The sequence below is a fragment of the Nesterenkonia suensis genome, assembly GCF_054782935.1.
The window spans coordinates 350,664-373,378 of the sequence record NZ_BAAGRN010000009.1; the positions used below are offsets into that span (position 1 = coordinate 350,664).

44 protein-coding genes are annotated in these 22,715 nt (G+C 66.0%); 19 read left to right on the forward strand and 25 right to left on the reverse strand.

Features of this window, described 5'->3' with window-relative positions; translation table 11 throughout:
- Positions 1-4: 4 nt before the first annotated feature.
- The 18 genes from ACYVKI_RS10370 to ACYVKI_RS10455 form a co-directional block, all read right to left on the reverse strand.
- Positions 5-1,615, reverse strand: coding sequence for a DNA cytosine methyltransferase (locus tag ACYVKI_RS10370; protein WP_460690270.1), 1,611 nt, complete (start codon positions 1,613-1,615; stop codon positions 5-7).
- Positions 1,612-1,872 (reverse strand): hypothetical protein, encoded by a 261-nt coding sequence (locus ACYVKI_RS10375; RefSeq protein WP_460690271.1) that lies wholly within the window; start codon positions 1,870-1,872, stop codon positions 1,612-1,614. The genes ACYVKI_RS10370 and ACYVKI_RS10375 overlap by 4 nt, the downstream gene beginning before the upstream one ends.
- The gene (locus ACYVKI_RS10380) at positions 1,869-2,297 is read right to left on the reverse strand and encodes a hypothetical protein (protein ID WP_460690272.1); all 429 of its coding nucleotides are present in this window, start codon (positions 2,295-2,297) and stop codon (positions 1,869-1,871) included. Before ACYVKI_RS10380 ends, ACYVKI_RS10375 begins: the two co-directional genes overlap by 4 nt.
- Positions 2,294-2,677 (reverse strand): hypothetical protein, encoded by a 384-nt coding sequence (locus ACYVKI_RS10385; RefSeq protein WP_460690273.1) that lies wholly within the window; start codon positions 2,675-2,677, stop codon positions 2,294-2,296. Before ACYVKI_RS10385 ends, ACYVKI_RS10380 begins: the two co-directional genes overlap by 4 nt.
- Before the next feature lie 799 nt (positions 2,678-3,476).
- Positions 3,477-3,998, reverse strand: coding sequence for a hypothetical protein (locus ACYVKI_RS10390; RefSeq protein ID WP_460690274.1), 522 nt, complete (start codon positions 3,996-3,998; stop codon positions 3,477-3,479).
- Positions 3,999-4,327: 329 nt separating this feature from the next.
- The gene (ssb, locus tag ACYVKI_RS10395) at positions 4,328-4,864 is read right to left on the reverse strand and encodes a single-stranded DNA-binding protein (protein WP_460690275.1); all 537 of its coding nucleotides are present in this window, start codon (positions 4,862-4,864) and stop codon (positions 4,328-4,330) included.
- Positions 4,861-5,205, reverse strand: coding sequence for a hypothetical protein (locus ACYVKI_RS10400; RefSeq protein WP_460690276.1), 345 nt, complete (start codon positions 5,203-5,205; stop codon positions 4,861-4,863). Before ACYVKI_RS10400 ends, ssb begins: the two co-directional genes overlap by 4 nt.
- On the reverse strand, positions 5,202-5,438 hold the full coding sequence (locus ACYVKI_RS10405; protein ID WP_460690277.1) for a hypothetical protein: 237 nt from the start codon (positions 5,436-5,438) through the stop codon (positions 5,202-5,204). Before ACYVKI_RS10405 ends, ACYVKI_RS10400 begins: the two co-directional genes overlap by 4 nt.
- On the reverse strand, positions 5,435-6,421 hold the full coding sequence (locus ACYVKI_RS10410; protein WP_460690278.1) for a hypothetical protein: 987 nt from the start codon (positions 6,419-6,421) through the stop codon (positions 5,435-5,437). Before ACYVKI_RS10410 ends, ACYVKI_RS10405 begins: the two co-directional genes overlap by 4 nt.
- Before the next feature lie 18 nt (positions 6,422-6,439).
- Entirely contained in the window at positions 6,440-7,276 is an 837-nt protein-coding gene (locus ACYVKI_RS10415; RefSeq protein ID WP_460690279.1) for a hypothetical protein, read from the reverse strand.
- Positions 7,273-7,488, reverse strand: a complete 216-nt coding sequence (locus ACYVKI_RS10420) for a hypothetical protein (protein ID WP_460690280.1) — start codon at positions 7,486-7,488, stop codon at positions 7,273-7,275. The genes ACYVKI_RS10415 and ACYVKI_RS10420 overlap by 4 nt, the downstream gene beginning before the upstream one ends.
- Complete coding sequence (locus ACYVKI_RS10425; RefSeq protein ID WP_460690281.1) at positions 7,488-7,721, reverse strand: hypothetical protein; 234 nt, start codon at positions 7,719-7,721, stop codon at positions 7,488-7,490. Before ACYVKI_RS10425 ends, ACYVKI_RS10420 begins: the two co-directional genes overlap by 1 nt.
- Positions 7,718-7,954, reverse strand: a complete 237-nt coding sequence (locus ACYVKI_RS10430; RefSeq protein WP_460690282.1) for a hypothetical protein — start codon at positions 7,952-7,954, stop codon at positions 7,718-7,720. The genes ACYVKI_RS10425 and ACYVKI_RS10430 overlap by 4 nt, the downstream gene beginning before the upstream one ends.
- Complete coding sequence (locus ACYVKI_RS10435) at positions 7,951-8,091, reverse strand: hypothetical protein (protein ID WP_460690283.1); 141 nt, start codon at positions 8,089-8,091, stop codon at positions 7,951-7,953. The genes ACYVKI_RS10430 and ACYVKI_RS10435 overlap by 4 nt, the downstream gene beginning before the upstream one ends.
- A 162-nt stretch (positions 8,092-8,253) precedes the next feature.
- Positions 8,254-8,508, reverse strand: coding sequence for a hypothetical protein (locus ACYVKI_RS10440; RefSeq protein ID WP_460690284.1), 255 nt, complete (start codon positions 8,506-8,508; stop codon positions 8,254-8,256).
- Positions 8,486-8,656: a hypothetical protein gene (locus tag ACYVKI_RS10445; protein WP_460690285.1), complete on the reverse strand. Its 171-nt coding sequence runs from the start codon at positions 8,654-8,656 to the stop codon at positions 8,486-8,488. Before ACYVKI_RS10445 ends, ACYVKI_RS10440 begins: the two co-directional genes overlap by 23 nt.
- Complete coding sequence (locus tag ACYVKI_RS10450) at positions 8,653-9,417, reverse strand: phage antirepressor KilAC domain-containing protein (RefSeq protein WP_460690286.1); 765 nt, start codon at positions 9,415-9,417, stop codon at positions 8,653-8,655. The genes ACYVKI_RS10445 and ACYVKI_RS10450 overlap by 4 nt, the downstream gene beginning before the upstream one ends.
- Positions 9,418-9,473: 56 nt before the next feature.
- A complete protein-coding gene (locus ACYVKI_RS10455; RefSeq protein ID WP_460690287.1) occupies positions 9,474-9,752 on the reverse strand; it encodes a helix-turn-helix domain-containing protein in 279 nt (92 codons plus the stop codon).
- Between the two features lie 201 nt (positions 9,753-9,953).
- On the opposite strand from ACYVKI_RS10455, the gene ACYVKI_RS10460 reads away from it, so the two are divergent.
- From ACYVKI_RS10460 to ACYVKI_RS10480, 5 genes are all read left to right on the forward strand, one after another.
- The gene (locus ACYVKI_RS10460; protein WP_460690288.1) at positions 9,954-10,457 is read left to right on the forward strand and encodes a hypothetical protein; all 504 of its coding nucleotides are present in this window, start codon (positions 9,954-9,956) and stop codon (positions 10,455-10,457) included.
- A 69-nt stretch (positions 10,458-10,526) separates the two neighbouring features.
- The gene (locus ACYVKI_RS10465) at positions 10,527-10,904 is read left to right on the forward strand and encodes an ImmA/IrrE family metallo-endopeptidase (RefSeq protein ID WP_460690289.1); all 378 of its coding nucleotides are present in this window, start codon (positions 10,527-10,529) and stop codon (positions 10,902-10,904) included.
- 11 nt (positions 10,905-10,915) lie between these two features.
- The gene (locus tag ACYVKI_RS10470) at positions 10,916-11,239 is read left to right on the forward strand and encodes a PH domain-containing protein (protein ID WP_460690290.1); all 324 of its coding nucleotides are present in this window, start codon (positions 10,916-10,918) and stop codon (positions 11,237-11,239) included.
- Positions 11,240-11,320: 81 nt separating this feature from the next.
- Positions 11,321-11,698, forward strand: a complete 378-nt coding sequence (locus ACYVKI_RS10475) for a hypothetical protein (RefSeq protein WP_460690291.1) — start codon at positions 11,321-11,323, stop codon at positions 11,696-11,698.
- 9 nt (positions 11,699-11,707) lie between these two features.
- Positions 11,708-12,103: a hypothetical protein gene (locus ACYVKI_RS10480; RefSeq protein ID WP_460690292.1), complete on the forward strand. Its 396-nt coding sequence runs from the start codon at positions 11,708-11,710 to the stop codon at positions 12,101-12,103.
- Here the strand turns inward: ACYVKI_RS10480 and ACYVKI_RS10485 are convergent.
- From ACYVKI_RS10485 to ACYVKI_RS10515, 7 genes are all read right to left on the reverse strand, one after another.
- Positions 12,084-12,749 (reverse strand): phage tail protein, encoded by a 666-nt coding sequence (locus tag ACYVKI_RS10485; protein ID WP_460690293.1) that lies wholly within the window; start codon positions 12,747-12,749, stop codon positions 12,084-12,086. The two genes, ACYVKI_RS10480 and ACYVKI_RS10485, sit on opposite strands and share 20 nt — an antisense overlap.
- Positions 12,750-12,752: 3 nt before the next feature.
- On the reverse strand, positions 12,753-14,990 hold the full coding sequence (locus ACYVKI_RS10490; protein WP_460690294.1) for a baseplate J/gp47 family protein: 2,238 nt from the start codon (positions 14,988-14,990) through the stop codon (positions 12,753-12,755).
- Positions 14,987-15,313 carry a GPW/gp25 family protein gene (locus ACYVKI_RS10495; protein ID WP_460690295.1) on the reverse strand — a complete coding sequence of 109 codons (327 nt, stop codon included), beginning with the start codon at positions 15,311-15,313 and terminating at the stop codon, positions 14,987-14,989. Before ACYVKI_RS10495 ends, ACYVKI_RS10490 begins: the two co-directional genes overlap by 4 nt.
- A gap of 43 nt (positions 15,314-15,356) precedes the next feature.
- On the reverse strand, positions 15,357-16,481 hold the full coding sequence (locus ACYVKI_RS10500) for a tyrosine-type recombinase/integrase (RefSeq protein ID WP_460690296.1): 1,125 nt from the start codon (positions 16,479-16,481) through the stop codon (positions 15,357-15,359).
- Between the two features lie 261 nt (positions 16,482-16,742).
- On the reverse strand, positions 16,743-17,456 hold the full coding sequence (locus ACYVKI_RS10505) for a hypothetical protein (protein WP_460690297.1): 714 nt from the start codon (positions 17,454-17,456) through the stop codon (positions 16,743-16,745).
- Between the two features lie 14 nt (positions 17,457-17,470).
- A complete protein-coding gene (locus tag ACYVKI_RS10510) occupies positions 17,471-17,851 on the reverse strand; it encodes an ImmA/IrrE family metallo-endopeptidase (protein WP_460690298.1) in 381 nt (126 codons plus the stop codon).
- 33 nt (positions 17,852-17,884) lie between these two features.
- Positions 17,885-18,394 carry a helix-turn-helix domain-containing protein gene (locus tag ACYVKI_RS10515; RefSeq protein WP_460690299.1) on the reverse strand — a complete coding sequence of 170 codons (510 nt, stop codon included), beginning with the start codon at positions 18,392-18,394 and terminating at the stop codon, positions 17,885-17,887.
- A 207-nt stretch (positions 18,395-18,601) separates the two neighbouring features.
- On the opposite strand from ACYVKI_RS10515, the gene ACYVKI_RS10520 reads away from it, so the two are divergent.
- The 14 genes from ACYVKI_RS10520 (at position 18,602) to ACYVKI_RS10585 (ending at position 22,643) form a co-directional block, all read left to right on the forward strand.
- On the forward strand, positions 18,602-18,880 hold the full coding sequence (locus tag ACYVKI_RS10520; protein WP_460690300.1) for a helix-turn-helix domain-containing protein: 279 nt from the start codon (positions 18,602-18,604) through the stop codon (positions 18,878-18,880).
- Entirely contained in the window at positions 18,877-19,128 is a 252-nt protein-coding gene (locus ACYVKI_RS10525) for a helix-turn-helix domain-containing protein (protein WP_460690301.1), read from the forward strand. Before ACYVKI_RS10520 ends, ACYVKI_RS10525 begins: the two co-directional genes overlap by 4 nt.
- Positions 19,129-19,225: 97 nt before the next feature.
- Positions 19,226-19,489 carry a hypothetical protein gene (locus ACYVKI_RS10530; protein ID WP_460690302.1) on the forward strand — a complete coding sequence of 88 codons (264 nt, stop codon included), beginning with the start codon at positions 19,226-19,228 and terminating at the stop codon, positions 19,487-19,489.
- The gene (locus ACYVKI_RS10535) at positions 19,486-19,623 is read left to right on the forward strand and encodes a hypothetical protein (protein ID WP_460690303.1); all 138 of its coding nucleotides are present in this window, start codon (positions 19,486-19,488) and stop codon (positions 19,621-19,623) included. Before ACYVKI_RS10530 ends, ACYVKI_RS10535 begins: the two co-directional genes overlap by 4 nt.
- A gap of 94 nt (positions 19,624-19,717) precedes the next feature.
- The gene (locus tag ACYVKI_RS10540; RefSeq protein ID WP_460690304.1) at positions 19,718-19,879 is read left to right on the forward strand and encodes a hypothetical protein; all 162 of its coding nucleotides are present in this window, start codon (positions 19,718-19,720) and stop codon (positions 19,877-19,879) included.
- Positions 19,876-20,565 (forward strand): hypothetical protein, encoded by a 690-nt coding sequence (locus ACYVKI_RS10545; protein ID WP_460690305.1) that lies wholly within the window; start codon positions 19,876-19,878, stop codon positions 20,563-20,565. The genes ACYVKI_RS10540 and ACYVKI_RS10545 overlap by 4 nt, the downstream gene beginning before the upstream one ends.
- Positions 20,558-20,854: a hypothetical protein gene (locus ACYVKI_RS10550; RefSeq protein WP_460690306.1), complete on the forward strand. Its 297-nt coding sequence runs from the start codon at positions 20,558-20,560 to the stop codon at positions 20,852-20,854. The genes ACYVKI_RS10545 and ACYVKI_RS10550 overlap by 8 nt, the downstream gene beginning before the upstream one ends.
- On the forward strand, positions 20,847-21,011 hold the full coding sequence (locus ACYVKI_RS10555; RefSeq protein ID WP_460690307.1) for a hypothetical protein: 165 nt from the start codon (positions 20,847-20,849) through the stop codon (positions 21,009-21,011). Before ACYVKI_RS10550 ends, ACYVKI_RS10555 begins: the two co-directional genes overlap by 8 nt.
- Positions 21,001-21,354, forward strand: a complete 354-nt coding sequence (locus ACYVKI_RS10560; RefSeq protein WP_460690308.1) for a hypothetical protein — start codon at positions 21,001-21,003, stop codon at positions 21,352-21,354. The genes ACYVKI_RS10555 and ACYVKI_RS10560 overlap by 11 nt, the downstream gene beginning before the upstream one ends.
- Positions 21,351-21,539, forward strand: coding sequence for a hypothetical protein (locus ACYVKI_RS10565; protein ID WP_460690309.1), 189 nt, complete (start codon positions 21,351-21,353; stop codon positions 21,537-21,539). The genes ACYVKI_RS10560 and ACYVKI_RS10565 overlap by 4 nt, the downstream gene beginning before the upstream one ends.
- A complete protein-coding gene (locus ACYVKI_RS10570) occupies positions 21,536-21,853 on the forward strand; it encodes a hypothetical protein (protein ID WP_460690310.1) in 318 nt (105 codons plus the stop codon). Before ACYVKI_RS10565 ends, ACYVKI_RS10570 begins: the two co-directional genes overlap by 4 nt.
- The gene (locus tag ACYVKI_RS10575; protein ID WP_460690311.1) at positions 21,846-22,028 is read left to right on the forward strand and encodes a hypothetical protein; all 183 of its coding nucleotides are present in this window, start codon (positions 21,846-21,848) and stop codon (positions 22,026-22,028) included. The genes ACYVKI_RS10570 and ACYVKI_RS10575 overlap by 8 nt, the downstream gene beginning before the upstream one ends.
- On the forward strand, positions 22,025-22,252 hold the full coding sequence (locus ACYVKI_RS10580; RefSeq protein WP_460690312.1) for a hypothetical protein: 228 nt from the start codon (positions 22,025-22,027) through the stop codon (positions 22,250-22,252). Before ACYVKI_RS10575 ends, ACYVKI_RS10580 begins: the two co-directional genes overlap by 4 nt.
- Positions 22,245-22,643 (forward strand): hypothetical protein, encoded by a 399-nt coding sequence (locus ACYVKI_RS10585; protein WP_460690313.1) that lies wholly within the window; start codon positions 22,245-22,247, stop codon positions 22,641-22,643. Before ACYVKI_RS10580 ends, ACYVKI_RS10585 begins: the two co-directional genes overlap by 8 nt.
- Positions 22,644-22,715: the final 72 nt, after the last annotated feature.

Consider the following 22,715-nt stretch of genomic DNA (forward strand, 5'->3'; position numbering starts at 1 on the left):
CCTGTCAGTTCAGGGTGGCGGCGGCGATGGCGATGAGGTCGCGTGCGGCTGGTGGGGTGACGGCGTTGCCGGCGAGCTTGACCTGCTCGCGCTTGTTGCCGAGCATCACGTAGTCGCGGGGGAAGCTCATGCCCCAGGTGATCTCGTGGGGCTGCAGCATCCGGAACTCGGCGGAGTCGACGTCGATCAGGTCGGGTTCGTAGGCGGTGATCCCGTGGTGGCTGCCGCCGGCGGTGAGTGTGCCGATGGGCTGGTCTGCGGGGCGGGATGATGCCTCGAGCTGGCCGGGGCTGGTGCCACGCATGGTGGTGACCATGGTGTTGCGCACGGCCGGAGTGACCAGCGCGTGCGCTTCCCGGGTGGTGAACGCCCGGTGCGGGTCTGTCACGTGGTGGGCGGCGTCATGCCAGGTGCCTCCGGCAGGAACCAGGAGCGACTGGTGGCCCTTCGTCGTCAACGTCCGCAGCGGCTCGTCGGTAGGGGTGACCATCTCGGCTCCGTCGCCGGTGCTCGAGTTGTTGCGCATGATGTAGGCCGGGGTGAGGATCCCGGTCTCGTTGCGGGTGGTCTGGGTGCGCATCACTTCGTGCACCGCCCGGGCGTCCTTGCCGTCCCGGCCTTCCACCGGCACGAGAAGCGACTCGTGCAGCCCGCCGGCGACCAGGGTGCGCAGCGGATCCCACGCGGTCGCGGCCCGGCCTGCGTCGTTGCCGGAGAGGTTGTTCACGATCAGCGGCGGCCGGTACCCCTCACCCATCCGGTGGTCGGCGTACTTGGCCAGGCCGGCTCGGATGCGGCGCATCGTCTTCTCGGCCAGGGGTCGGTCGCGGTCTCCGATGCGCTGACCCCGGATGGACCAGTCGATCGCGGACGCGGCAGGCAGCCAGCCCGGCTCCACGATGGAGTGGCGGCAGGTCGCGTTGGGGCACCGGTAGACGTACTGGGCCCGGTACCTGCCCCATCGCGAGGTGGGGTTCTTGAAGGACTGGACGGCCTGGACAGGCCCGCAGGTGTCGCACTCCGCCCAGGGGCGCAGCGCGTCGAAGTCCGGGGCCGGGTTGCCCTTCTTCCAGAACACGACGTACATGCGATCCCGGGACTGGGGTGCGGGGAGCCCGTACGCCTGGGCGTGCATCGAGTTGAGGTAGACGACGTGGTGGTCGTAGCCGAGGGAGTCCATCGCGTGGAGCCATGCGTCCCACATGACCCACCGGGCCGCGTCGACCACGTTCTCAGTGATGATCAGCTTGTAGTCGTGGTGCTCAGCGAACCGGGGGACGTCCCACATGGTGGCCCGGGACCGTTCGGCAGCCTCGTCGGCGATGGTCTCCCCGGTGAACAGGTCCGGCTGGTTGGTGGCCCTCCGGCGTCCCTTCGCCACGCTGTGGTTGGTGCACTCCGGGCTGGCCCAGAGGATGTCTGATCGTCGCACGTAGCGGGGGTCGACCTGGGAGATGTCCGCGTGGACGTGGTCGGTGGTCGGGTGGTTGGTGTTGTGGGTCTCGATGGCGCGGTCCCAGTGGTTCATCGCGGTGCGCACCTCGACACCAGGGACCTCGAGGGCGCCGGTGCTGCTCCCGCCGGCGCCACAGAACATGTCAGTCAGGGTGATCACGCGGCTGCCTCCAGGGTGTGGGGTTCGGGCCAGTCGCCGATGCCGAGCACGAACGCGGCCTCCTCCAGAGCGAGCATCGTCTCGATGTGCACGGTCGGCTGAGCGCCGGACCGCACCCGGCGCAGCGTCCGGATGGTCAACCCGGACCGGGCCGAGATCTCCACGGTCGACGCGTGCCGACTGATCCGGGCCAGGAGCTCCGCGGCCTCCCCGGTGGGCACCCGGCGACGGGCACGGTGCGGGGTCCAGGTGTTCACTGGTCCACCACCTCCGCCTCGACCAGGTCGCCGGTGATGAAGCCCTGATCGACCAGGAGCACGAGGTCCTGGTCCGTGATGCTCCGCATCCGGGTGTGCTCGTGTGTGAACGTCACCGCGCAGACCCCGTGGATGTCCTGGATGATGTTCTCCACGGTCCCGCCGAAGACCTCCACGCCGGGTCCATATCCGCGGCGGTTGGGGCGGATGACAGTGATCGTCATCCGACAGGTGATGTCCTCCCGACCGATCACACGCACCAGGCCCTGGGCGTCGTCCCCGTGCTTGGGGCGCCCGGCCCGGTCCATGGTCATCACCTGCTGCCGCAGCAGCGCCAGTGCCTCCCGGTGGTGATCGTCCAGCCGGTCGATGGTGGCTTCCACGTCGAGCACCGCAGTCGTGTGGGTGTCGTGGCCGGCGGTCATGCTGCGGCCCCCTGCGCCTCGCCGGTGACCTTGATAGTGACCTTCGGGTCGGCCTCCGTGGTGAAGTCCTCGAGCATGTCCTCGTCCAGGTGCTCCCGCACCCGACCCGTGTCGATCTTGCTGCTGTACAGCTCCGGGGCCTCGGACTCCGGGTAGGAAGCCGCCAGCGCCCGAGTGTTCAACCGGGCGTTACGCGACACCGTCACGGTCAGGGGTCCGACGTCGTGGGTGTGGCCGACGGCCAGTGACCGGAAAGCCTTGCGGATGTCCTCCATGCGGGCGCTGATGGTCTCGTGCTCAGCGGCGAGGGTCGCGTACTCGTCGGCGAGCTCTTCGAGCATGCCCATGTCTGGGCTGCTGCTGGTGGTCGTGGTGGTCATGGTTCCTCCGTGGTTGATGTGCTCCTACTGACGACAACAACTATAGCAAGGATCGGAGGTGAAGCAACCCCAACCGGGGGTGAGGAAGCGCCAGGGAATGGCCTCGCCAGCCTGGCATCAGAGATGCCACTCTCCGGCGCTGCGTGCCACGCTCCCGGCCCAGCAGGCCCCCGGCGGGGTGGATGCACCCGCGACGGGGTGCCAGGCCCGCAGAACGGCGCACGGAACCGCAGAAGCTCCGGAGTGGATCACATGAGGCCCCGGAGTCGGGGCAGGCGCGGGCGGGGTTCGGGTGTCAGCGGTGATGCGGCGGGTTCGTTCTGGTTCCGCGGAGTCTCTGTTTTCCACAGTTGTGGATTGTTTTTCTCTCGCGCGCTGGTGACCAAGTTCAGTTTCGTAACCAGGTGTTTAAAGGTGGGCTCTATGAGAGGTGAGTGTCGTAGGAGAGGTGAGTAGGTCATTTGGGATATTTGAGATATTTGCTTGCCCAGTCACTTCGGGAGTCACCGTCCAAGTCACTTCCCTAGTCACTTGGGAAGTCACTTCCCTAGTCACTTCGGTTCCGCGTCATTCCGGGGATCCGGTCACCTGTGAAGTCACTTCGCAAGTCACTGTCGAAGTCACTGTCGAAGTCACTTCAGGAGTCACTGGTGCAGTGACTCGGGAGGTCACTGTCGATGGTGAGGAGGCGTCTCGGGTCCGCCTTGGCACGCTGCCTACGCTCGGAGATATCCACAGGATTCCTTGGGCATACGAAGACCCCCTCCCACGTGGTGGAAGGGGGTCACTTGCTCAGAGCTCAGAACGCGGCGTCGACGCTCTCGTCTTTCTCGGAGTGCTCCTGGATCGTCCTCATGGCCTCCGGGGTCTTGCGGCGGAACACCTCCCAGCACTTCAGGTCCGGGGCCTCGCGGTACTGGCGGCCGAGCTGGCGCAGCATGGCGTCGTAGATCTTCGGGGACTTGATGAACTGGAACTGTGAGGCGAGGCCGGCGGCCCTGTTGCCGTTGCTCAGGTGGTAGTCGTGCTTCATGTAGGTGCGGATCAGCACCTCGGCGTACTTCGTGTCAGCGACCACCAGGCCGGCGTCCTCGAGGATGTGGAGATCGTCGGTGAGGTCGTCGCTGTCGGCGTCGGCTGCGAAGTCCTCGAACCGGCCGGGCGCCCAGTCCAGGACCCCTGTGCTGCGGGTGTGCCGGTAGCTGATGAGCATCAGGTAGAGGTGCTGTGCGCGTCGCGGCAACCGTGTGAAGTCGGGGTCGTCCCAGATGGAGACGTAGATCCTGCGGAAGTCAGGTCCATCCGTCTTACGTGGTGGCAAGGGGCATCACTGGTCCTGTGCGAGGGTCGGCGACACCGTGGGCCGCAGCACGCTGGCGGTGCTGGGTGTGCTCATGGTGTGCGGGCTGCTTCTCTGTCTCGGGTGCGTTGGGCGTCGCGTGCGATGCGTGCCCGGTTTTGGCGGCGCCACCTGCCCTTGGCTCTCGATGTGGGCCAGTTGTGGGCGCGGCGGAGGGCGATGGGCTGATTGCGGGGCTTGTTCGCTGGCATGTGGGTCATGCTGTCCCCGCGCTGGTCAGTGGTGGGGGAGGGGCGTCCCCGGGCCGCAAGGGGATGAAGACCCGGGGACGCCAGATCAAGGGGTGTAGCTCAGAACGGGGGCTCTTCGGCGGGCCAGCCGGATCCGCCCGCGCTGGTGGGCTGTCCTCCCCAGGGGTCGGCGGACTGGCCGCCGAACCCGGAGCCCCCACCACTGCTGGTGGCGTCGTAGGTGTTCGCCGCACCACCGCCGAACCCTCCGGACCCGGTGCTGCCGGACCCGGGGCGGTGTCGTCGTACCTGCCCGGTCGAGAAGCGCAGGTCGGGGCCGATGGTCTCCACGTCCAGCTCCCAGGAGGTCCGCTGGTTGCCTTCCTTGTCCTCGAACGGGCGGGACTTCAGCTTGCCTGTGGCGACCACCGGGAGGCCCTTCTCGCTGAGGGTCTCGGCGGCGTTCTCAGCCAGGGCGCGCCAGCAGGAGAAGCGAATGAAGATGGTGGGCTCGTCCTCCCACTCGTTGGTCTGGCGGTTGAACTTCCTGGGGGTGGAGGCGATGGTGCCGTTCGCGACGGCCGCACCGGACGGGGTGAAGCGGAGCTCCAACGGTCCCGTCAGGTTGCCGGTGATGGTCAGAGTGTTCGTGCTCATGCGGGTGTTCTCCTGAATGCTCGTGAGTTCTGGGTGGTGCGGGTGCGGCGTCGGCGGCGCCTGGCGTCCATGAATCGGGCCAGGGCCCGCATGTTGTGCTGGTCCTCGGGGCGGGGCATCTCTTCGGGTGTGGTGCCGGCCTCGACGGCGTCCAGCCCGTGGAGGATCCGGGCCATGTTGGACCGGTGGGGAACAGTGACCCCGTTGGTCAGGCCACGCATGATGTCCCCGGAGACGCCGATGGTGTCGGCGAGACGCTGGGCAGACCAGCCGCGCTGGGCAAGGATCCTCAGCGCCCGCCCCTGGGCCTGCTCCGCCTCGGGTGTGAGGGATCGCTTCACTGGTTGGCGCCTTTCTCTGTGACGTGTTGGGCGATGGTGGCGTGGAGGCGGTGACGGTTCGCCTCGTAGCTCATGTGGACCTGCGCCCGCTTCTCGGCGTCGTCCTCGTCAACGGGTGGGACGCCCTGTGCTTCGAGCTCAGTGACACGGGCTGCCGAGAGCGCGGCGTTCGCGAGATCCTGCGCGGCGATCCAGATGTTCGCCGCGTCCTCGGGTGTCAGGCGGGACGTCACTGGGTCTCTCCGTTGATGAGGAGCTGCAGCATCTGGTCGCCCTCGGTCTGGGTGAAGTCCTGCCAGCGCTTCACGGTGCGGCCGATGGTCTCCATGGCCCAGGGTCCGGGCTTCGCGGTCGGGTCCTTCTCGGTCAGCAGGGACTTGATCTCGTCCCAGGTCTGCTGCTGGATCGGCTCATCACCAGCCGGGGAGTCCTGCGGGGCGGGGTCCTCTGCCGACTCCTCAGCGGGCGTGGGCGCGGGTTCCGGGGTCTCCTGCTCGGCCGGGGGCTCCTCCTTGGTGGACTTCCCGGAGGATTTCGACTTGGTGCCGCTGGTGCTCTTGGACCGGGTGCTGCGCTTGACGGTGGTCTTCGGTGTCTCCTGGACCTCGCCGAGGTCTTCGAGCTCGATGTCCTCGGCCGAGTACGGCATGCCGGCCAGCACGTCCGGGAACAGGTTGCGGCAGGCTTCCATCTGGGCCTTCGCGGTGAGCATCGCGATCGGGTCGCGCTGGTAGAGCGGGTTGGAGTCGTACCCGGCCTGCTTGGCGCGGGACATGTCCCAGGTGAAGGTGTGCCACTCGCGGGCACCCTTGCGGCGTGCCCGGACGGTGACGCTGTTCTGGTCGGCGTTGGTGCGCTCGACTTCGTGGCCGTGGGACATGCTGATCCCGACTGCGGTGCGGGCGTACATCGCGGGCCGTCCGCGCACGGTGAAGATGTTCTGCACGCTGGCCAGCGGGTCCAGGCCGAGGGACTTCCCGGCGAGGATGATCACTGCGGCGTCGGCAGCGACCTGCTCGGCGGGCTTCGGCTTCTTGTTCTCGATCGTCAGGGAGTCGGGCAGGAAACGGGAAGTCGCCAGCGCGGTGCCGAGCTTGTGCGCGGCATCGAGCTCGGCCGCCCACTCTGCGATCTGCACGACGCTGGACGGCGACTGCCCGGTGGGCGCGAGTGCGGGGGCGGGGCTGGTGCTGTTGAAACTGGTCATCTCGGTCATGGTGCTTCCTTCCGGTGGTCAGGCCGCCGCCGTGGTGGCGGCGTCCGTGGTGGTGGTCTCGGGGGTGGTCAGGGGGTCTTTGATGAGTCGGTCCCGCTTGGTCGTGGTCTTCGCGGTCGCAGCAGCGTGCAGGAACCAGGAGAAGTGGTCTTCGAGCTGGCGGGGTGTCTGGGCCAGGGCATAGAGGCTCGTACCCAGGGGTGCGGACCGGTACCTCGCGGCGGCCCCGTCCCGGTGCGTCGGGGTCACATGGGCGACGTAGGTGGCGGCGATCTCGGGCATGGGGGTCTCGGTGTCGAACCCATCCACGTAGAACTCCGCCCGTGAGTAGGCGGCTGTCTGCATGGCGGTCTCGCCGTGCACCGACTTGGAGGTCTTGAGGTCGATCTGCACCAGCTCCCCACCCGCCAGGTGCGGGGAGGTGCACAGCAGGTCGAACATGCCCGCGTACCAGTGGGTACGGTTCGCGCACGGCCGCTCGAACAGCGCCGGGGTGATGTCCCACGCGTCCAGGAAGTCTGCGTACCCCTCCACGAAGCTGGCCAGCAGCGGGTCTGAGGTTTCGACGGTGCCGTGCTCGTGCAGCTGCTCAGCCAGAGCGTGGACCGCGGTGCCGGTGATCCCGGCGTCGTCGCGGCGGCGCATGTGCTCCCGCTGGGCGCCGCGGATGATCGACTCATCTGCCATGGTGGCCAGCTCGTCCTTGTGCTCGGCGGCCCACTCTCCGGCGGTCGTCGCGGCCCACCAGATCAGGGCCTCCTTCGGGGTGCCTCTGGAGATCAGGGTGGTGACCCCGGTGACGGGCTTGCCGTCGAGCCGGTACCGGTGCGCGGCTGGGTCGAAGGTGAGGCTCATAGTGCGCTCCTGTCCATGCTCGTCTGATCCCCGATCAGACCGAGGACGCCGATGGTCGCGATCCCGGCCCCGGAGAGGGCCAGGCCCGCGTCGTGGAAGTTGAGGATGTAGATGCTGGACCCGATGACGGCCAGGGGCGCCCACAGGCGGAGCTTTCGGCGGACGTGCGCGGGTCGGTGCTGGGCGACCAGGTCCGTGTGGGTGACACCCATCAGGCGGCCTCCTGGATGTGGACGCCGTCGACCAGGTGCACGGTCTCGTCCTCCTCGTGGTGGAGGGGGCAGCAGTCGTCGGCCTCGTGCTCGGCGACGAACAGGTCCAGTTCTCGGTCGCCGCCGTGTCGGGCGCAGTGCTCACCGTGGGGGACGGCCAGGGCGGTGCACTTGTCGTCCTCCCGGAACCAGTGACCGCACTCGACGTCGTCGGCGGTGCAGGTGGCGCTCATCGGTCCTCCTCCTTCTCGAGGTGCTCGGCCAGGCGGGCCAGGGTGTGGTGGATGCCCTCGGCGAAGGTCGCCAGCTCTATGGCCATGTCGGCGGTCTGCCGGAGCTTCCGGCGGTCGCCGAGGCGGCAGGCTGCCTGCAGGTCCTTCATCCGGGTTTCTGCGGCGGTGACCTGAGCGCGCAGCCGCTCGTTCATGGCGTCCACTTCGGTGTCGGTGGTGTCCTCGGGGCTCATGCCGTCGCCTCCTCGGTCGGGTCGAGCATCGCGACCAGGTAGATCACGATCCCCGGCACGGAGACGCGCCGGGAGCGCAGCAGATCGAGGGCGAAGTGGTAGGTGAGCTCTTCGTTCAGGGTGGTGTCGCGGGGCATGGTCAGCGCCCCTCCTCTCCTGTGTCGTGGTGGGGTTCCGGTGCGGTACTGACGGGGCGGGGGTGTTAAGCTGGAGGCGGTTCACCGGGTGGTTCCGGTGCGCTACTGACGCCGAGGCCCCTGCCCCTACCGGGTGGGGGCCTCAGGTCTTCCCAGGGCCCCTCAGAAAGGGTCCTCGTCGTCGGGGGTGGAGTGGCTGCGGCGGCCGCCGGCGTCCTCGAGGTACTGCGCGATCGCGGCCTCGTGGGAAGCGGAGAACAGCATCGTGGATCGTTTGCTCTTCGGGGTGATCCGCGTGTACTCGCCGGTGGCCCTGGCGAGGTCGCGCAGAGCGTCGACGCTGACGCCGAGACGGTCAGCCACCGGCCCGATGCGCTCGAACCGGCGGACCCGCTTAGGCGGCGCATGCGTCGTCATAGACACTCACCTCCCCATTCGCGGCGGCGGCCTCAGCGACCAGTGCCGGCTCCGTGACGATCCGCAGGTCACCAGCACCGGGGGTGCCCATGAGCAGGCCCGTCACCCGGGTGAAGTCCGGGCTCCAGATGAAGTGGAAACTGATCACGATGCGATCTCCTTCTGTGCTGGGGTGAGGAGCTGGCGCAGCGTGTCCAGCCCTTTGCCGGTGACCCGGACCTGCGGGGCGCTCGAGACGCGCATCTCGCCGGTCTCGAAGTCCCGAAACGTGCGCGCCTTGGCGACGAAGAGTCCCTGCTCGAGGAACCGCTGGTAGACGTGCGGCCGGCCCTTGGCGTCGCGGTACAGGTAGCCGCGCTCCACCAGAAGCCGGAAGAGCCGCTTCTCACCGATGACGATCTCCTGGTGCTCGTGCAGGACCTTCGCCGCGTCGTTGAACGACCAAGACCCGGTCGACCCGACGATGGAGTCCCACGCCTCGGCCTTCGGGGCGAGCTCCGCGATCTGCTCGTCCTTCTCGGTGAGGATCTTCTGCGCGTCGATGACGGCCAGCGCGAGGCGCTCCTCGCGGGACTGGGGAGCGTCGATCTGCTGGCGTGCGAGTCGGTCGAACTCCTTGACGAGTGCGACCTTGAACGCGACGACCTTCTCGGTGTTGCGTGCCAGCGTCAGGATCAGGGTGGCCTGCTGCTCGTTCAGCAGAGCGACCCGCTTCTGCTGGGTGCCGCCGGGGGTCTCGAAGGGTCGCGTTTCAAACGCGACCCCTCCGAATTCATCCAGCTGGGCGGCGTACTTGCCGACCGCCTCCAGGACGTTCTTGTGCTGAATGTCCGCCCCCGCAGCGATCGCCTCAGAGGTGGTGAACAGGTCCCCTTCCGGGGTGCGCTGTACGATCGTGGGTGAAGTCATTGACTACTCCTTGTCTTCATCTGGCCCTCAGCTGATGCCGCAGCTGGGGGCCCTTCTCATGCGGCGCTGCGTCGGCCGTGCTGTGTTGCGGCAACGTCGAACATGTTGCGCAAAAAAAATGTCTCAGGCGGCTCTCCGAGGGCCTTGGCGATGGCTTCGGCCGTCTCGGTGGAGCACGTGTCTCGCCGAGTCATGAGTGTCGCGATGGTGGACTTGTGGAGCCCTGCATGTTTGGCGAGTGTCCCGTATCCCCAGCCCTTGAACTTCATGGCGAGTCGGAGTTCGCCGCGCTTGACTCGGGCATTCCCCAACCTCCGTGTCTCGTCGTAGGTCACTGCGCACCTCCCTCCGTGACGCTGTTTGATGTTGTGCCAACACTCTACACGCACACCCTAGGGTGTGCAAGCAGTTAGTCTCGTTGCGCCGTGAACACTGTCATTGAGGGGATCTGTACGAATTACACGGGCGTGGTTTGCGTACCCCCGGTACGCGCATAGGCTTGTCTTGTCCTGCCGAGCCACAGAAGGATGACCACTGTGAGCAACCTGCCCAGCCTGATCAGACAAGCGATCGCGGACCGGGGCCTCTCATATCGAGCGATCGCCGCTCGCGCTGAAGATGAGGGCTACGTCCTGAGCTTCTCCACGGTCAGCACCTACGCATCGGGGAAGACCCGGAGCTACACCCGAGAGAAGCTCGAGGCAATCGCTGTCGGATTGGGCATGGACAAGAGCGCATTCACGGAGGCGGCGGCCATGCCGCAGCTGGGAGAGCCTTTCGAGCTCCCCGCGGAGGCCGCACTGCTGGAACCTCATGAGAGAGCCGCAGTGCGGAGCGTCGTCGCCGCATTCATCCAGAACAAGCAGCGCCAGGACGAGGAGGTGGTGGAGGATGAGGACGACTCCGCCCCCATGAACGATGAGCTGGCCCAACGCCGGCAGCAGGATGATCCAGCAGATCATGCTGAGCTCTACGGGCTCGCCGCGCATCCCGAGCAACACGGTATCGCTCACGACGAGCTCCCGTCAGAGGACCCCTGACGGTCCAGCCCCGGACCAGGCATAGTTGGGCAATGCATTCTTGTCACCCCCGTCACGTACCGTCTTCTCATGGACTTGCAGAAATTCGCATCGCAGATGGGAGTGTGGGTCCATGAGGTCCACCGCCTCGACCGATGGGGCAGGTACCACCACCCGACCAGGCGGATCACCCTCCGCGCCGGGATGGGGACGGTGCAGTGGCGCTCGACGCTCGCACACGAGCTCGGCCACGCGCACTACGGCCACGAGGGGGACTGCCCGAAGCTCGAGCGGCAGGCTGACGCCTACGCCGTGTGGCTGCTGATCAGCCCACAGGCATGGGCGGAAGCCACCCGGGTCCACTGCAGCCCGGTCGCCGTCGCCCACGAGCTCGGCGTCCTCCCCAGACTGGTCGAAACAGCCGCAGACCTCTACTCGCACAACCGAATCCGTTCACTCGCACCCTGAAAGGAAGCACCATGCACATCGAAAAGGACACCCGACCCGTAGCCGCATCTCTCGCCTGGTCGTGGATTCTGGCGTTCATCCCGACCCTGTTCGTCTGGCTCAAGGTCGCCTCCGTCGAGACCACCGTGAGCGGGAAGACCGTCACTCAGCGCCGGGGCTTCGTCGGCAAGCAGTACGCCAACGTCGACCTGGCCAAGGTGCAGAACATCAACGGGGCAGAGTCCCTGTTCAAGGGCGGCTCCCTGACGTTCCACACCACGGCCGGTCAGGAGGAGTTCCTCTACATCAAGGACCCGCAGAAGGTCGCCAACCAGCTGCGCGCCCTCGCCGACTGACCCAAGGCCCCCACCCGTCGTTCCGCCCCGCCCCAACAAGACAGGGGCGGGGCGGACCCGTCAGTAGCAGAATGGACCACCATGGACACCACCACACCCACCCCCAACCCCGTGGCCGACCTCATCGAGACCCTCCGCGGTGACCGGTCCATGCGGCAGCTCGAGGACGACTGCGGCGGCAACCCGCCCCGAAAGACCATCACCCGCTGGCTGGACGAGACACCCGAGCAGATGCCTACCCGCTCCCAGATCGAAGGCCTCGCCCGCGGGCTCAGGGTCAAGCCGGCCGTGATCGTGCAGACCTTCGGGCTGGCCATGGGCCTCTGGGCCGAGTCCGACTGGGGGCAGCCCCAGCACCTCATTCTCGATGGGTGGTCCGACCTCACCCGCACCCAGCGCACCGCCGTCGCGCAGATCGTCCGCGAACTGCAGACCGCCAACACCCAGACCCCGGGGTGACTGGTCCTGGTGCTCGAGGACTGGAACCACCCCCGCACCCCGGCGGACGAGGCGATCCGGCGGATCAACACCGAGGAGCTCTACCGGCGCCGCCAGGTGCGGGGCCGAGACCTCAACGACTGGCACGCCGAACTCCGGCAATGGGAGGACGCCGGCCTCTACGAGGAGGTCCTTTCCCTGCTCGGCGAGATCACCGAAGCTGTCGAGACTCTCGCCCAGTATGACTCCCGGGAGCCGCAGGCCTACTGGTACCTCTACGCCGCCCGCATCCTGAAACGACAGGGGGAGGCCCGGGCGGCAGAGGTGTTGCTGACCCGGTGGCTCGATCACTGGCCCGAAGACCGGCCCCAGTACCCCTCGCATCGGGCCCGGGTGGAGGCAGCGATCAGGGCTCTTCGAAGGTGACCCCGGCGGTGTCAGAGTCATCCCACGTGGAGATGTTGGTCTCCTTGTCGTCCCAGGTCTCCCCGGCGGTGTCTTCCCAGGCGTCCCAGGTGGTGCGCACGTCCTGGACGACGAGCACGTGCCCGGCCGGGATCACCCCGGCCGCTCGGATCCGCTCCTCGAGCAGCCCATAGTCGGCCCCGGGGACGTCGTCCTCCGTCACGCCGATCACCAGGGTGAACGGGTAGGTCGCTGAGGCGAGGATCTGCACCTGGGCGCCCTCGTGGAGGAACTCACGGACGGCCTGGGCGATGTGCCGGCGGGTCCCGACCCCGTGGGAGCCGGAGGCTGTCTGCGCCCGGATCCTGTCCCGCAGCGTGGCAGGGGGTGCCTGCCGGCGGTGCTCGGACATGCCCAGCAGCCAGCCCAGCCAGGGCAGCAGATGATCCGGAGTGTGGTCCGGGGCCAGTAGGCGGCCTTCCCACATGTCGGTGTTCAGGTCGCGGGTGCGGCCGGCGATCTGCCCGATGCCGTCCATCCACCGCAGCAGCGGCACCGCCCCAGCTTCGGGGTTCTGCTCGCGGTCAGCGACCCTCCAGGCGCGGGGGAGACGACCCCACCAGTCCCGGGTGAAGTCGTGCACCTCAGCCTGATTCTCAGGGGACACGGCTCACCCCTCCTGCACCGTGACGGTCAACTGGTCCACCGACGGCAGCGGCGCCACCCCGTCCAGGGACATGTCGGCCGGAGCTGAGAGCACCTGGGCGACCCCGTCGACCTGAGAGACCTCGGAGACCAGAGCGAACTGCCTGACCGTGTCGCCCCATCCCCACCGGGCCGGGGACAGCCACGACTGCACCCGCCCCTCGACCGCGGCCTCGACTTCCTCGAGGTTCTTGCCTGGTTCGGCCCGCACTTCGATGGTGATGTCCAGGCTGGTGTAGGTGGGTTCGATGATGTGGATGATCAGTGACGCCATGGCCTGCTGCTCCAGGTGGTGCTTGACCTCACCCATCTGCTCTGAGGTCAGCGGCTGGCCGTCGTTGTCGGCCACAGCGACGGTGACGTGGCCGGGGGACTCCCCGGCTTCGGGGTCGGTCGGGTCGTAGACGTCGATGACGCGGGCTCGGCCGACCTCGGGGAGCTCCAGGGCGGCCTGCTGGAAGTGATCCGGCAGCACCAGGGTGGAGACCAGGCGGCCCAGCATCGCGGAGGCCCGCGCCTGAAACGCGGCATCCGATTCAACGTCCCGGCCACCGGCGGTGGGGGTGTCCAGCTGCACGTGCTCCAGGAACGGCAGGTTGTCGACCATCTCCATGGTGGTGCCGGCGGGGATCCCGTTGAACCCGGCTCCGGCCTCGACCGCGACGATCTCCTGCAGCCCGCTGGTGGACTCCTGGGGCTGGATCTCCAACCGGCCAGTGGTGGTGAAGTCCACGACCTCCCCGGTGGAGGCCATGGTGGTGCGGAGCTGGGTGCCCTCGGGTACCACGTAGAGCGGCTGTGAGCCGGAGACCTCGAATCGTGCCACGGCCCGTGTGGCCGCGCCCTGGTCCCGGTCGGTGCCGTAGAGGCGCATCAGCTGCTCCAGCAGCTCGGTGGGGGCCTGCTGGACCGCGAAGGACAGGATCGTGAGCATCTGCGCCAACGACTCCATCAGCACGACCTCGGTGTTGTGGGTCGGGATCATGTCGTCAGTGATGTACAGCTTCGACGGGGACGACACGGAGATGCACTGCACCTCCATATCCCCGACATGCTCGACTGATTCCAGCACACGACGTCGAAGGTGCCCAGCATCGCCACGTCGGTAGCGCTCCGCCTTCCGAGGGAGCCGGAAGGGGTTGATCCCCTCAGGCATCTGCGCGTGAACGAAGTGGCAGTCCCTGGCGGCTTTCTTCGTCCGCTGGGTCGGAGAGGTGTACTTCCGGCCTGTCTTCGTGGCCACTCGTGCCCGTCCACCGAGAGAGCGGACGATCATCGCGACCTGCTCGGCCAGATCACGGGAGACGCTGCTGAACTCGGCCCCGGATCGGCCCGCGTACCCATCGGTGTCCATGAGCCCCTGCAGGACCGCGGTTCGTGTGGCGATGGAGCCGAACAGGTACGCCTCGGGGATGAACTTGTGGTGCGCCGGGCACCCCATGACCCTGATCTCCTCCAAGGCCGCACGAACGGGGTTGTACCGGTGCCGTCCCCGGAACTCTGTGCCCTTGATGGAGTACTCGATGCCGCCGTAGTGGTTGACTACGGCTCCCGGAGGGAGGCTGGCTCGCAGCATGTCGATCAGGTCCGCCTCGGGATTCGAGAACTTCACCGTGTCGCGTGTGAGGCCACCATCGCCAAGGAGAGCGCCGAGGAGCCACGGGTCCAGCGGCTGTCTGCTCTCATCATCCATGAGTTCCTGGGGCTCCATGTCCGGCAGTCGGGGGCGCAGGCGTTGCCCCCACCCCGCCATGTCGATCATCTCGTGAGTACGATGCACGGTTGACCCAGCGGCACGGTAACCATACCGGGCTCCGTTGTTCCGCCAGTGGAGCTCCCAGAGATGGTCATCTGAAGCCAAGGTAGATGTGCCGTCGTTGAAGGAGACTCTGTAGACCGGCCGGATACCCTGAGGGAACACTCCCGTTACGGCAGACCGTCCACCGTCAGGTGCGCAGATGGCATCCCCGACCTGCAGGTCACCCATGCGACGGTACCCATCCGGTGTGAGGACTAGGGCGTCGAGAGGCTGGGCGTGCCCGGCCCTGGGTTCCCATTCGGGGATCGCGACTTGCGCGTGCTCGATCGCGGCCTGCACCAGGTCCTCCTCGGTGATGGACTCCAGCAGGTCTGGAGACACCGGGGCCGGGGCGTCCGGGGACCCGGTGGTGGCGCCGTCGAGTTCGGGGAAAGGCTCGGTCACAGTGACTCCTGATCAACGGGCTCGCGGGACCAGCTGAGGACATAGCTGGATTGGGTGTCGGTGAGGGGCTCCTCGTCCAGGCTGTCGATCGTGACCCCGGGTGGTCCGAACTCGGCCAGTCCGGTCTCGACGTCGTTGAGGGTGATCCCCATCCAGGTGGGGTCTGGGATGCCGAAGTCGGGCTCCATGGGCCGCTCCCCGATGTGGGTCAGGACCAGGGCGGCCAGGAGCTCCTCGACTTCTTGGTCGGACCCGTGCGGTGCCGTGGCGACATGCCCTTGCGGGGTCAGTCGGAACGGGAACGAGATCACACCGTCAGCCATGACCCCTATGGTGGGCGTCCGCAAGCCGGGGGTGGGGGAGGGCTTACCAGTCCACGGCGGCTGCAGCAGCGAAGTCGTCCTCCTGAGTCATCCTGGCGTACACGCCCAACGTCGTGGCCGGGGACTCGTGGCCGAGGCGCTTCTGCACCACATCCACCCGGACGCCGGCCTGTAGGAGGTGTGTGCAGTGCGCGTTGCGGATCTCCCGCACCCAGGGTCTCTCCGTGAGCGTCTTGTCCTCGATGAGCCGGTCTATCAGCGGATGCCAGACAGACCGGTGAAAGCGGGAGGAGGTCAGGATCCCGCCGGCGCTGTTGGTGAACACGAGAGCATCCGGGGCGCGTCCTCGGGTGCGGTCGGCCAGCGCTTCGGCGAGGTCAGCGGGGATGCTGATCAGCCGGGATGACCGCCGGGTCTTCGGAGTGCCCAGGGTGACGGTGCCGTTGGGGCCCCGTTTGAAGGCCTGCCAGACGTGGATCACGGATCGGTCCCCGTTGAGGCGCAGGTCCTTCACCCGGAGTGCGGTGGCCTCGCCCCATCGCATGCCCGTAGCGGTCAGCGTCCAGATCAGCAACGCATACTTGCGGGGCGTGACCCTCTCCCGGAGTGCTTTGAGCTGGTCGACGGTCAGGAGCACCGGCTCCCGGTCGGGGAGGTCGATGTCCTTGCCCAAGGCGCCCTCGGCGGGGTTGGCGGTGAGCTTCCCCTCGCGGGCCTGAGTGCGGTAGGCGGCGGAGACGATGGCGACCAGGTTGGCCCGGGTCTTCCAGGATGCGGGGTCACCGGACTTGGTGGTGATGCCGTCGAGCCAACCCCGGACGTCCTTCTGGACGACGTCCTCAGCGGCGGTGGTAGCCAGCTGGGTGCCTTCCAGGTGGCGTTCCATGAGGCGACGGTAGTTGCCTCGGGTGCCCTCGGTGATGCCGCGCAGCTCGGTGAGGTGGTGCTCCACGATGTCGGCGACGGTGGGGGCTCGCCGATCGGCCGCCTTCTTCGCCTGGGTGGCGAGCGCGAGGCTGTTGCCGTTGGCGTCGAGGAAGTCCTTGAGGTCCTGGGCGCGCTGCAGGTTGGCAAAGGTGCGGGACTTGAAGCCGTGGTCGGGGTCGCGCCACTTCACGGTGTGTGCAGCGGTCCCGTCCTTGCGTGTGCGAGTGCGGATGGTGGCCATGGCCCATGAGCGTAGGCGCGACCGGTGACATCTCGCCCACAAATCCGGGTTTCTCGCCCACAAAGCGAAGGTCCCTGACCAGAAATCCCTGGTCAGGGGCCTGCGGGAGAGCGGAGCGCGTGGGATTCGAACCCGTGTTCTACTCGGAAATTTACAACGTTGCCATCCGCGTCATGACAGGGAAGTAGCCGCCTCGTCCACGATGCCAACCACTATGGCATCTGGTGCGGTATTTGGCTGTATTTGGCAAATCGCATCCCCTCAGGGGATACGCTCAGCGTTCTCAAAGTCGCCCCGCTCAATCTCCCAATCGACGTAATGCGTCGCGCCCCGGTAGGTGAGAGTCCCGTCCACGTCCGGCACATCGAAAACATAGACGCGCTCGCGGGACTCACCGGACCTAACCGGATCAGTGACCCCATTGATGTAGTCCATACACTGCCACGTCTCATAGTCCGCGATCTGCACATCCGAACCACCCCACCGGAAATCACCGTCCGAGATGTGCAGCTCATCGTCCCCGTCTGCTTCCAACAGGAACGTCGCGTACACGATGAACCCGTGCGTGGAATAGGACACCTCATCGTCATACATGTAGCAGCCGTCACCCGCCGACAACTCCGTCAGCGTCACCGTGCCAACGTAGTCGCCGATGCCCTCAAAGACGCCCTGATCCAACTCCACCGGCTCACCGATCCGAGCCGTCACATCACCAGTCATGCGCCCGGTGAATTCCCGGTCCTCCAGGATCGGGTCATCCGAGAAGTCACGGTCCTTCGCCGCGACACCCTCGTCGTCGTCCTCGTCTTCCGATTCGGTCTCCGCTGCCTCGTCCTCGACGGCCTGTTCAACCTCCGTGGCATCCACTGCCTCGGTGTCCCCCGGTTCCGACGCGTCAGGCTCAGTATCAGCCCCGCACCCGGCCATCAGTAGCAGTGCAGCAGCGCTAGCACCGCTGATAGCAGTTCCCCTCATGGTGTCTCCCTCATCTAAGGTGCGTAGCCGCACATGGTGTAGTCGCCGTACATCTGGTGCGCCACCGCGACCAGGCGCGGGTGCACCAGCAGCTCTTCTGCGAGCGCTGGGATGGAGTCAGCCTGGCTCGTCGCCCACGCCCAGGCGGACGGCGGGATCAGCAGCCGTGCCGCGTATAGGTCAGCCTGCCGCTCGTCCTTCGGCCCATCACCTGTGTGCCGGTGATAGGCGTGTCCAAGTTCGTGCGCCAGGGTGGACCGCCGCTGTATGAGGCCCATTCCGGCGAGCAGAGTGATCGTGTGCGTCCGGTCGTCATACCGGCCCCACCTGCTCAGGCCCTCCACGTAGCGAATTTCGTCTACCCCTAGCACCTCTGCGTGATGGTGTAGGTCCATGAATCCACGGTACGGGCCGGGTGTGACAGGACGCTACAGCGCCTGCTCTTCCCAGTCCCGGTGGGCATCGTCTCGCCGCTTTTCGTGCGCCGCCCTGCCGTACATCCACTTCTCGCGGACCTCAACCTCGTGCTCGTCTTCGTGTTCATCGTCCTGCGCCGACCCGTGGTCGGCCTGTGTCTTGGAGGCGGAACGTGGCTCATCGTCCCCCACCGCCTTTCTGTTGCCCTCCGCCAGTAGACGGATGATGTCTTCAACTGCCTGCCGCTGCGGAGGCGTAAGTGTCTCCGCGTCGGCCTGACGTTCTTCGGATAGATGGAACTCCCCCACAGCGGGGGCCTTCCCTGCCGCCTGGCGAACTTCCGATAGAGGACGACGAAGCCCGTCAGCGATCTTCCTCAGGTTGCCGCTCGAAGGCGTAACACCCTTGTTCAGATACACGCTGATGTCTTTGTCCCTCAGCCCGGTAGCTCTCGCCAGGTCTGCTTGAGTCCAGCCGCGTTCGTCCATCGCTGCTCTGAGGTACTGGTCGAACGTGTTCATGGCTCAATGCTCCATCCGGTGTGCAAGTAGGGCAACTGGCGGCGTTTCCAGTGGTGGCGGCTGACTGGAAAGTAACTACACGCCTGTAATTTCCAGGAATGCCGCACCAGTAGGGAAATTTACCAGCAGGGGTGTTGCCACCTCCTGGAAAGTCGTGTTACTGTTTACCCGTAAGCAGGAACAACAGCCAGGAGGAAGGAGCGGGGCATGAGCAACGACGGCGCGGTTCGGATGCGGATCAACAAGCGGGCCTTCGAGCAGTACTACTCGCTAGCGCTCAAGAAGCACGGGTCGCAGCGCCGAGTCGCGGAGGCCGTGGGTGTGACCCACACGCTCATCGGGCAGATCATCAACCAGCGGAACAAGACCCACGTGAACCTGACAACGGCGGTACGCTTCGAGGAGGTATTCGGGGCACCTAGCCAGATCATTTTCATGCCCGAGGTCTTCCCCGTTACGGGTAAGCAGGAAGCGAGGGCGGCATGAGTGGTGACCTCAGCGTCGCGGACGTGATGAAAGAGCTGAAGGTCAGCCGGTGGACCGTCTACAGGTGGATCGCAGACAAGACCCTCGACGCCTACAAGCTCCCACACAGGACAGGCGACAAGGCATCAGAGCGGCGAGCAGAGTGGCGCATCCCCGAGACAGAGATAGAACGCATCAAGCAAGGGCAAGCGCGGGGCAAGACCTTCGACCGTAAGAGATATCAGAAGGCCACCCGCCCCGCCGCCTGAACCGCCCAGCATTACCCGACCGGAGAACTTTGGTGCTCCACCGGTCAGCACCCCGGACTCCCCAAGGGAGACGGTCAAAAGGGAGAGGACTGTCCGCATGGCATCGATTCTCGCGCCGCCCGAGTGGGAGCGGCTTGAAGACATTGCAGAGGTTCAGCAGGACGCACGCGAGCAGGGATCAAAGCTGGACGCGGTTGCGCATTTCGCTGAGCACTTCCCGCATCTGCCGTCCGATTGGGTGGCACGTCATCTGGACATGCTTCTGGGCATGGACCCGGAGCAGTTGGTGTCGGTGATCGGGTACCCGGACCCGACTGGTGAGCGGGCGGCGAGGAACGCGGACAGGGAGAGGGAGTGGTGATGATCATGCGCTGGCATGTGAAGAAGATTGGTGGCGGCTGGTGGGCTATTGGCTGCTATGCGAAACGCTTTGATTCGTGGGAGGACGCTATCGAGTGGACGCGCCTGTTCCACGGGACGGAGCCAACAGCATGAGCGACGACAGGTACTACCGCTGCTGGTCGTGCGGCAGGCGTGAGCGCCTGAATGAGGGCGAGGACTGCTACGACTGCCGACAGAAGGAGCGCACATGACACGCGCCCTCATCATCTGGTGGCCCCTAGCAATTGCTGGGGGCCTTTTCGTTGCCCTCAACCACCACGACCCGCACCTGTTCCTGATCGGCTGGACCGTACTCACCATCGGGGCACTCGGCATCATCGCAGAACACACAGAGAAGGAGAGAACATGAGTATCAACACTGAGCACGCGCGGGACATCGGCAAGCAAGTGATGGAGTTCGCGGAAGCGCTCGACAACCTGCACGAGGACATCAAACGCATCAAGAAGGAGCGCGACGAGGCCCGCATTGACCACGAACACATCGCCTCGCGGTACGAAGTGACCATCGAGCAGGTGGACCGTCTAGTCAAGGAGCGCGACGAGGCCCACGCCGCCGCCTCTCGCTGGAACCTCCTGGTCGAGCACCACGGCATGGACCTGAATGAGGCCGAGCCGGAGGACTTCTCGCCGGTCGCCACCGTTCCCCGTGTGATCACCCCGGACGAACTGCGAGAAGGGCAGGTAGTGGCAGCCAAGGACGCCGCTGGCTCCTGGATGGTCCTAAGGCCGAAGGGCAGTGCCCTGGTCACTGATAGCGGCGCAATGGCGTTGACGGTGGGTATGGCCCGGTGCATTGTCCTCCTGGCTGACGCGCTTACTGACCCTGAGCCGGAGCCGTGGGAGCCGGACGAGCCTTGCGTCGGCATCGTCACCCACTTCAACGGCGGTGCGAGGCTCGACTTCCCGACCGAGGCGTGGTTCGACGGTGGGTACTGGCTTCGCGTGGACGGTCGAAACTGGCCGGACGAGAGGGATGTCGCACTTCCCTCCGAGGTCACCGTCACCCGCGCCAAGGTGGTGCCCGACGATGAGTGAGCACACGCCGAGCGAGAAGGATGTGAGGTCGTATTACGTCGGGCAACGCTTCCAGAACGCGACGTATGCCGGGAAACGCTCACCGTCAATCGTTGAGCGCTATGCCGAGTTTGACCGCTGGCTTGCCGCCGTGGTCCGTGATGCCAAGGTCGCTGCGCTCAGGGAAGCGGCGGAGGGCATTAATGGGGAGGCCCGTCTCCTCCAGTGCCCGCGCCCAGAGACCCGCGCACAAAGCTGGCTCCTGGACCGCGCCGACCAGATTGAGACCGAGAGGAACAAAAATGCCTGAGTACACAGTGATCTACGAAGGAACCGTCCGCGAGCAATATCTCGTGGAGGCTGACTCCGAGGAAGAAGCCCGCGAGAAGTGGTCCGACAATCCCCCGATGAGTAGCGAGATGATCGACGGCGAAGTGACAGAGGTGATCCGTGAAGATGCCGACTGATCTGAACGCCTTCTTGAAGCCGATCCGGGACGCGGCGGAGGAGCGATACCCGATAAACGGGTCGCACGACTGCGCTACGTCCCTGGTGATCAAGGACTATCAACGCGCCTTCCTCGCTGGTGCCCGTCACGCACTCACGGAGCCGATCATCCTCCGCACGGCGGAGGAGCTGTACGCGTTGCCCGTGGGGTCGATCGTGGGGCACATCAGCATCGGCAGGCTCTACGTGCAGACCGCAGGCAAGGGCTGGCACAGCTTGACGCATGACTACGCGCTCACCCCAGCCTCACTGGTCGCGACGGCCCCCGTCGAGCTGATCCGCTTGCCGAGGGAGGAAGCATGACTGACCAGGTGATCACCGCCGACCAGATCGAGAAGGCAGCGTGGGCTATCTACTGCAAGGTGCATTCCTTACCCCAGAGCCTCCCCGTCGATTGGCCGTCGTGGCGCGACCCGGAGAAGTACCGAGATGAGGCCCGCGCCGCATTCCGCGCCGCCGGGTTCCGAATCGAAGGAGACGAGACATGAGGGTCACTGACCTAGAAGAGTTTGCCGAGTCCGAAATCATGCAGCCCTACTGGCCCGGACACCCGGACCACCAGAAGCCAGAGGGCCGCGACTACGAGAGCTATCGGGAAATGCTCACTCGCACGGGACAGCGCCGATACAGCCTGGAGCGAGTCACCGACGAGCTGCGCAAGCACGAAGACAGTGAATGGTTCCGGATGGTGATCAACCGCCTCGGGTGCATTGGCATCGTATTCCCGGCCTACGTACAACATCCCCTCGTTAGCGACATGCGGAGATACCTCGACCGATGGAGGAGCGAGAAAAATGACTGACCAGATCACTGCCGAGCAGATCGAGAAGGCGGCGGAGGCGGCCATTCCGTGGCTGGAGGATGAGCTGTGCGCATACCCGCACGACTACCACCCAAGAGCGGTCGAGTACGCGAGGGAACACGTGTCCATGATTTTCCGCGCTGTCGGGTTCCGAATCGAAGGAGACGAGACATGAGCGACATCTACATCCAGGCCACGTTGACCCGGACGGCGGTGAACTGCGGCGACCACGCCCAAGACATGCACTCCGCGATCCCTGTCACTGAGGACACCACGCTGGGAGAGCTGGTGAGCGCAGGACTTGCCACCGTATTCGACTCGCCCTCACGTGGACGAGAGGTGGACGTGGAGGCAGAGAACTACATCACGATCCGAGTAGCGAGGTCCCGCGATGACTGACCCGATCATTGCCCGTCTGGACCGGGTGAAGGCCCTCACGGACGCGGCAACAGATGGACCGTGGGAGGCAAGAGAAGGGGACTACGGGCACGAGGTCATAGCGGATGACCCGGAGCCGGGAGACCTGGTTATAGCCCATGAGGTGACCCAGGGGCACGATGACGGCCAGTTCGACGCGGAGTTCATCGCCGCTATGCGTACCGATGCCGTGTGGATGGAGGCCGTGATCCGGGCTGTGATGGAGGCCGCCGACGAGATGGACCGCAACGCGCAGAGGCTGTTCATGACCAGCCTGCCGGGGTCGCCTGGCTACGACATGGGATTGGTGTCTCAAGCCGGAGCCGAGCGCATCCGCAAAGCCGTGCAGGACGCGATGGGAGGGGCGGGATGAGTATTTTCAGCGATAAGGGCGGCGTCATTCCCGAAATTAAGAGGGATGGAATCATGTACGCGCTTTCGGTCG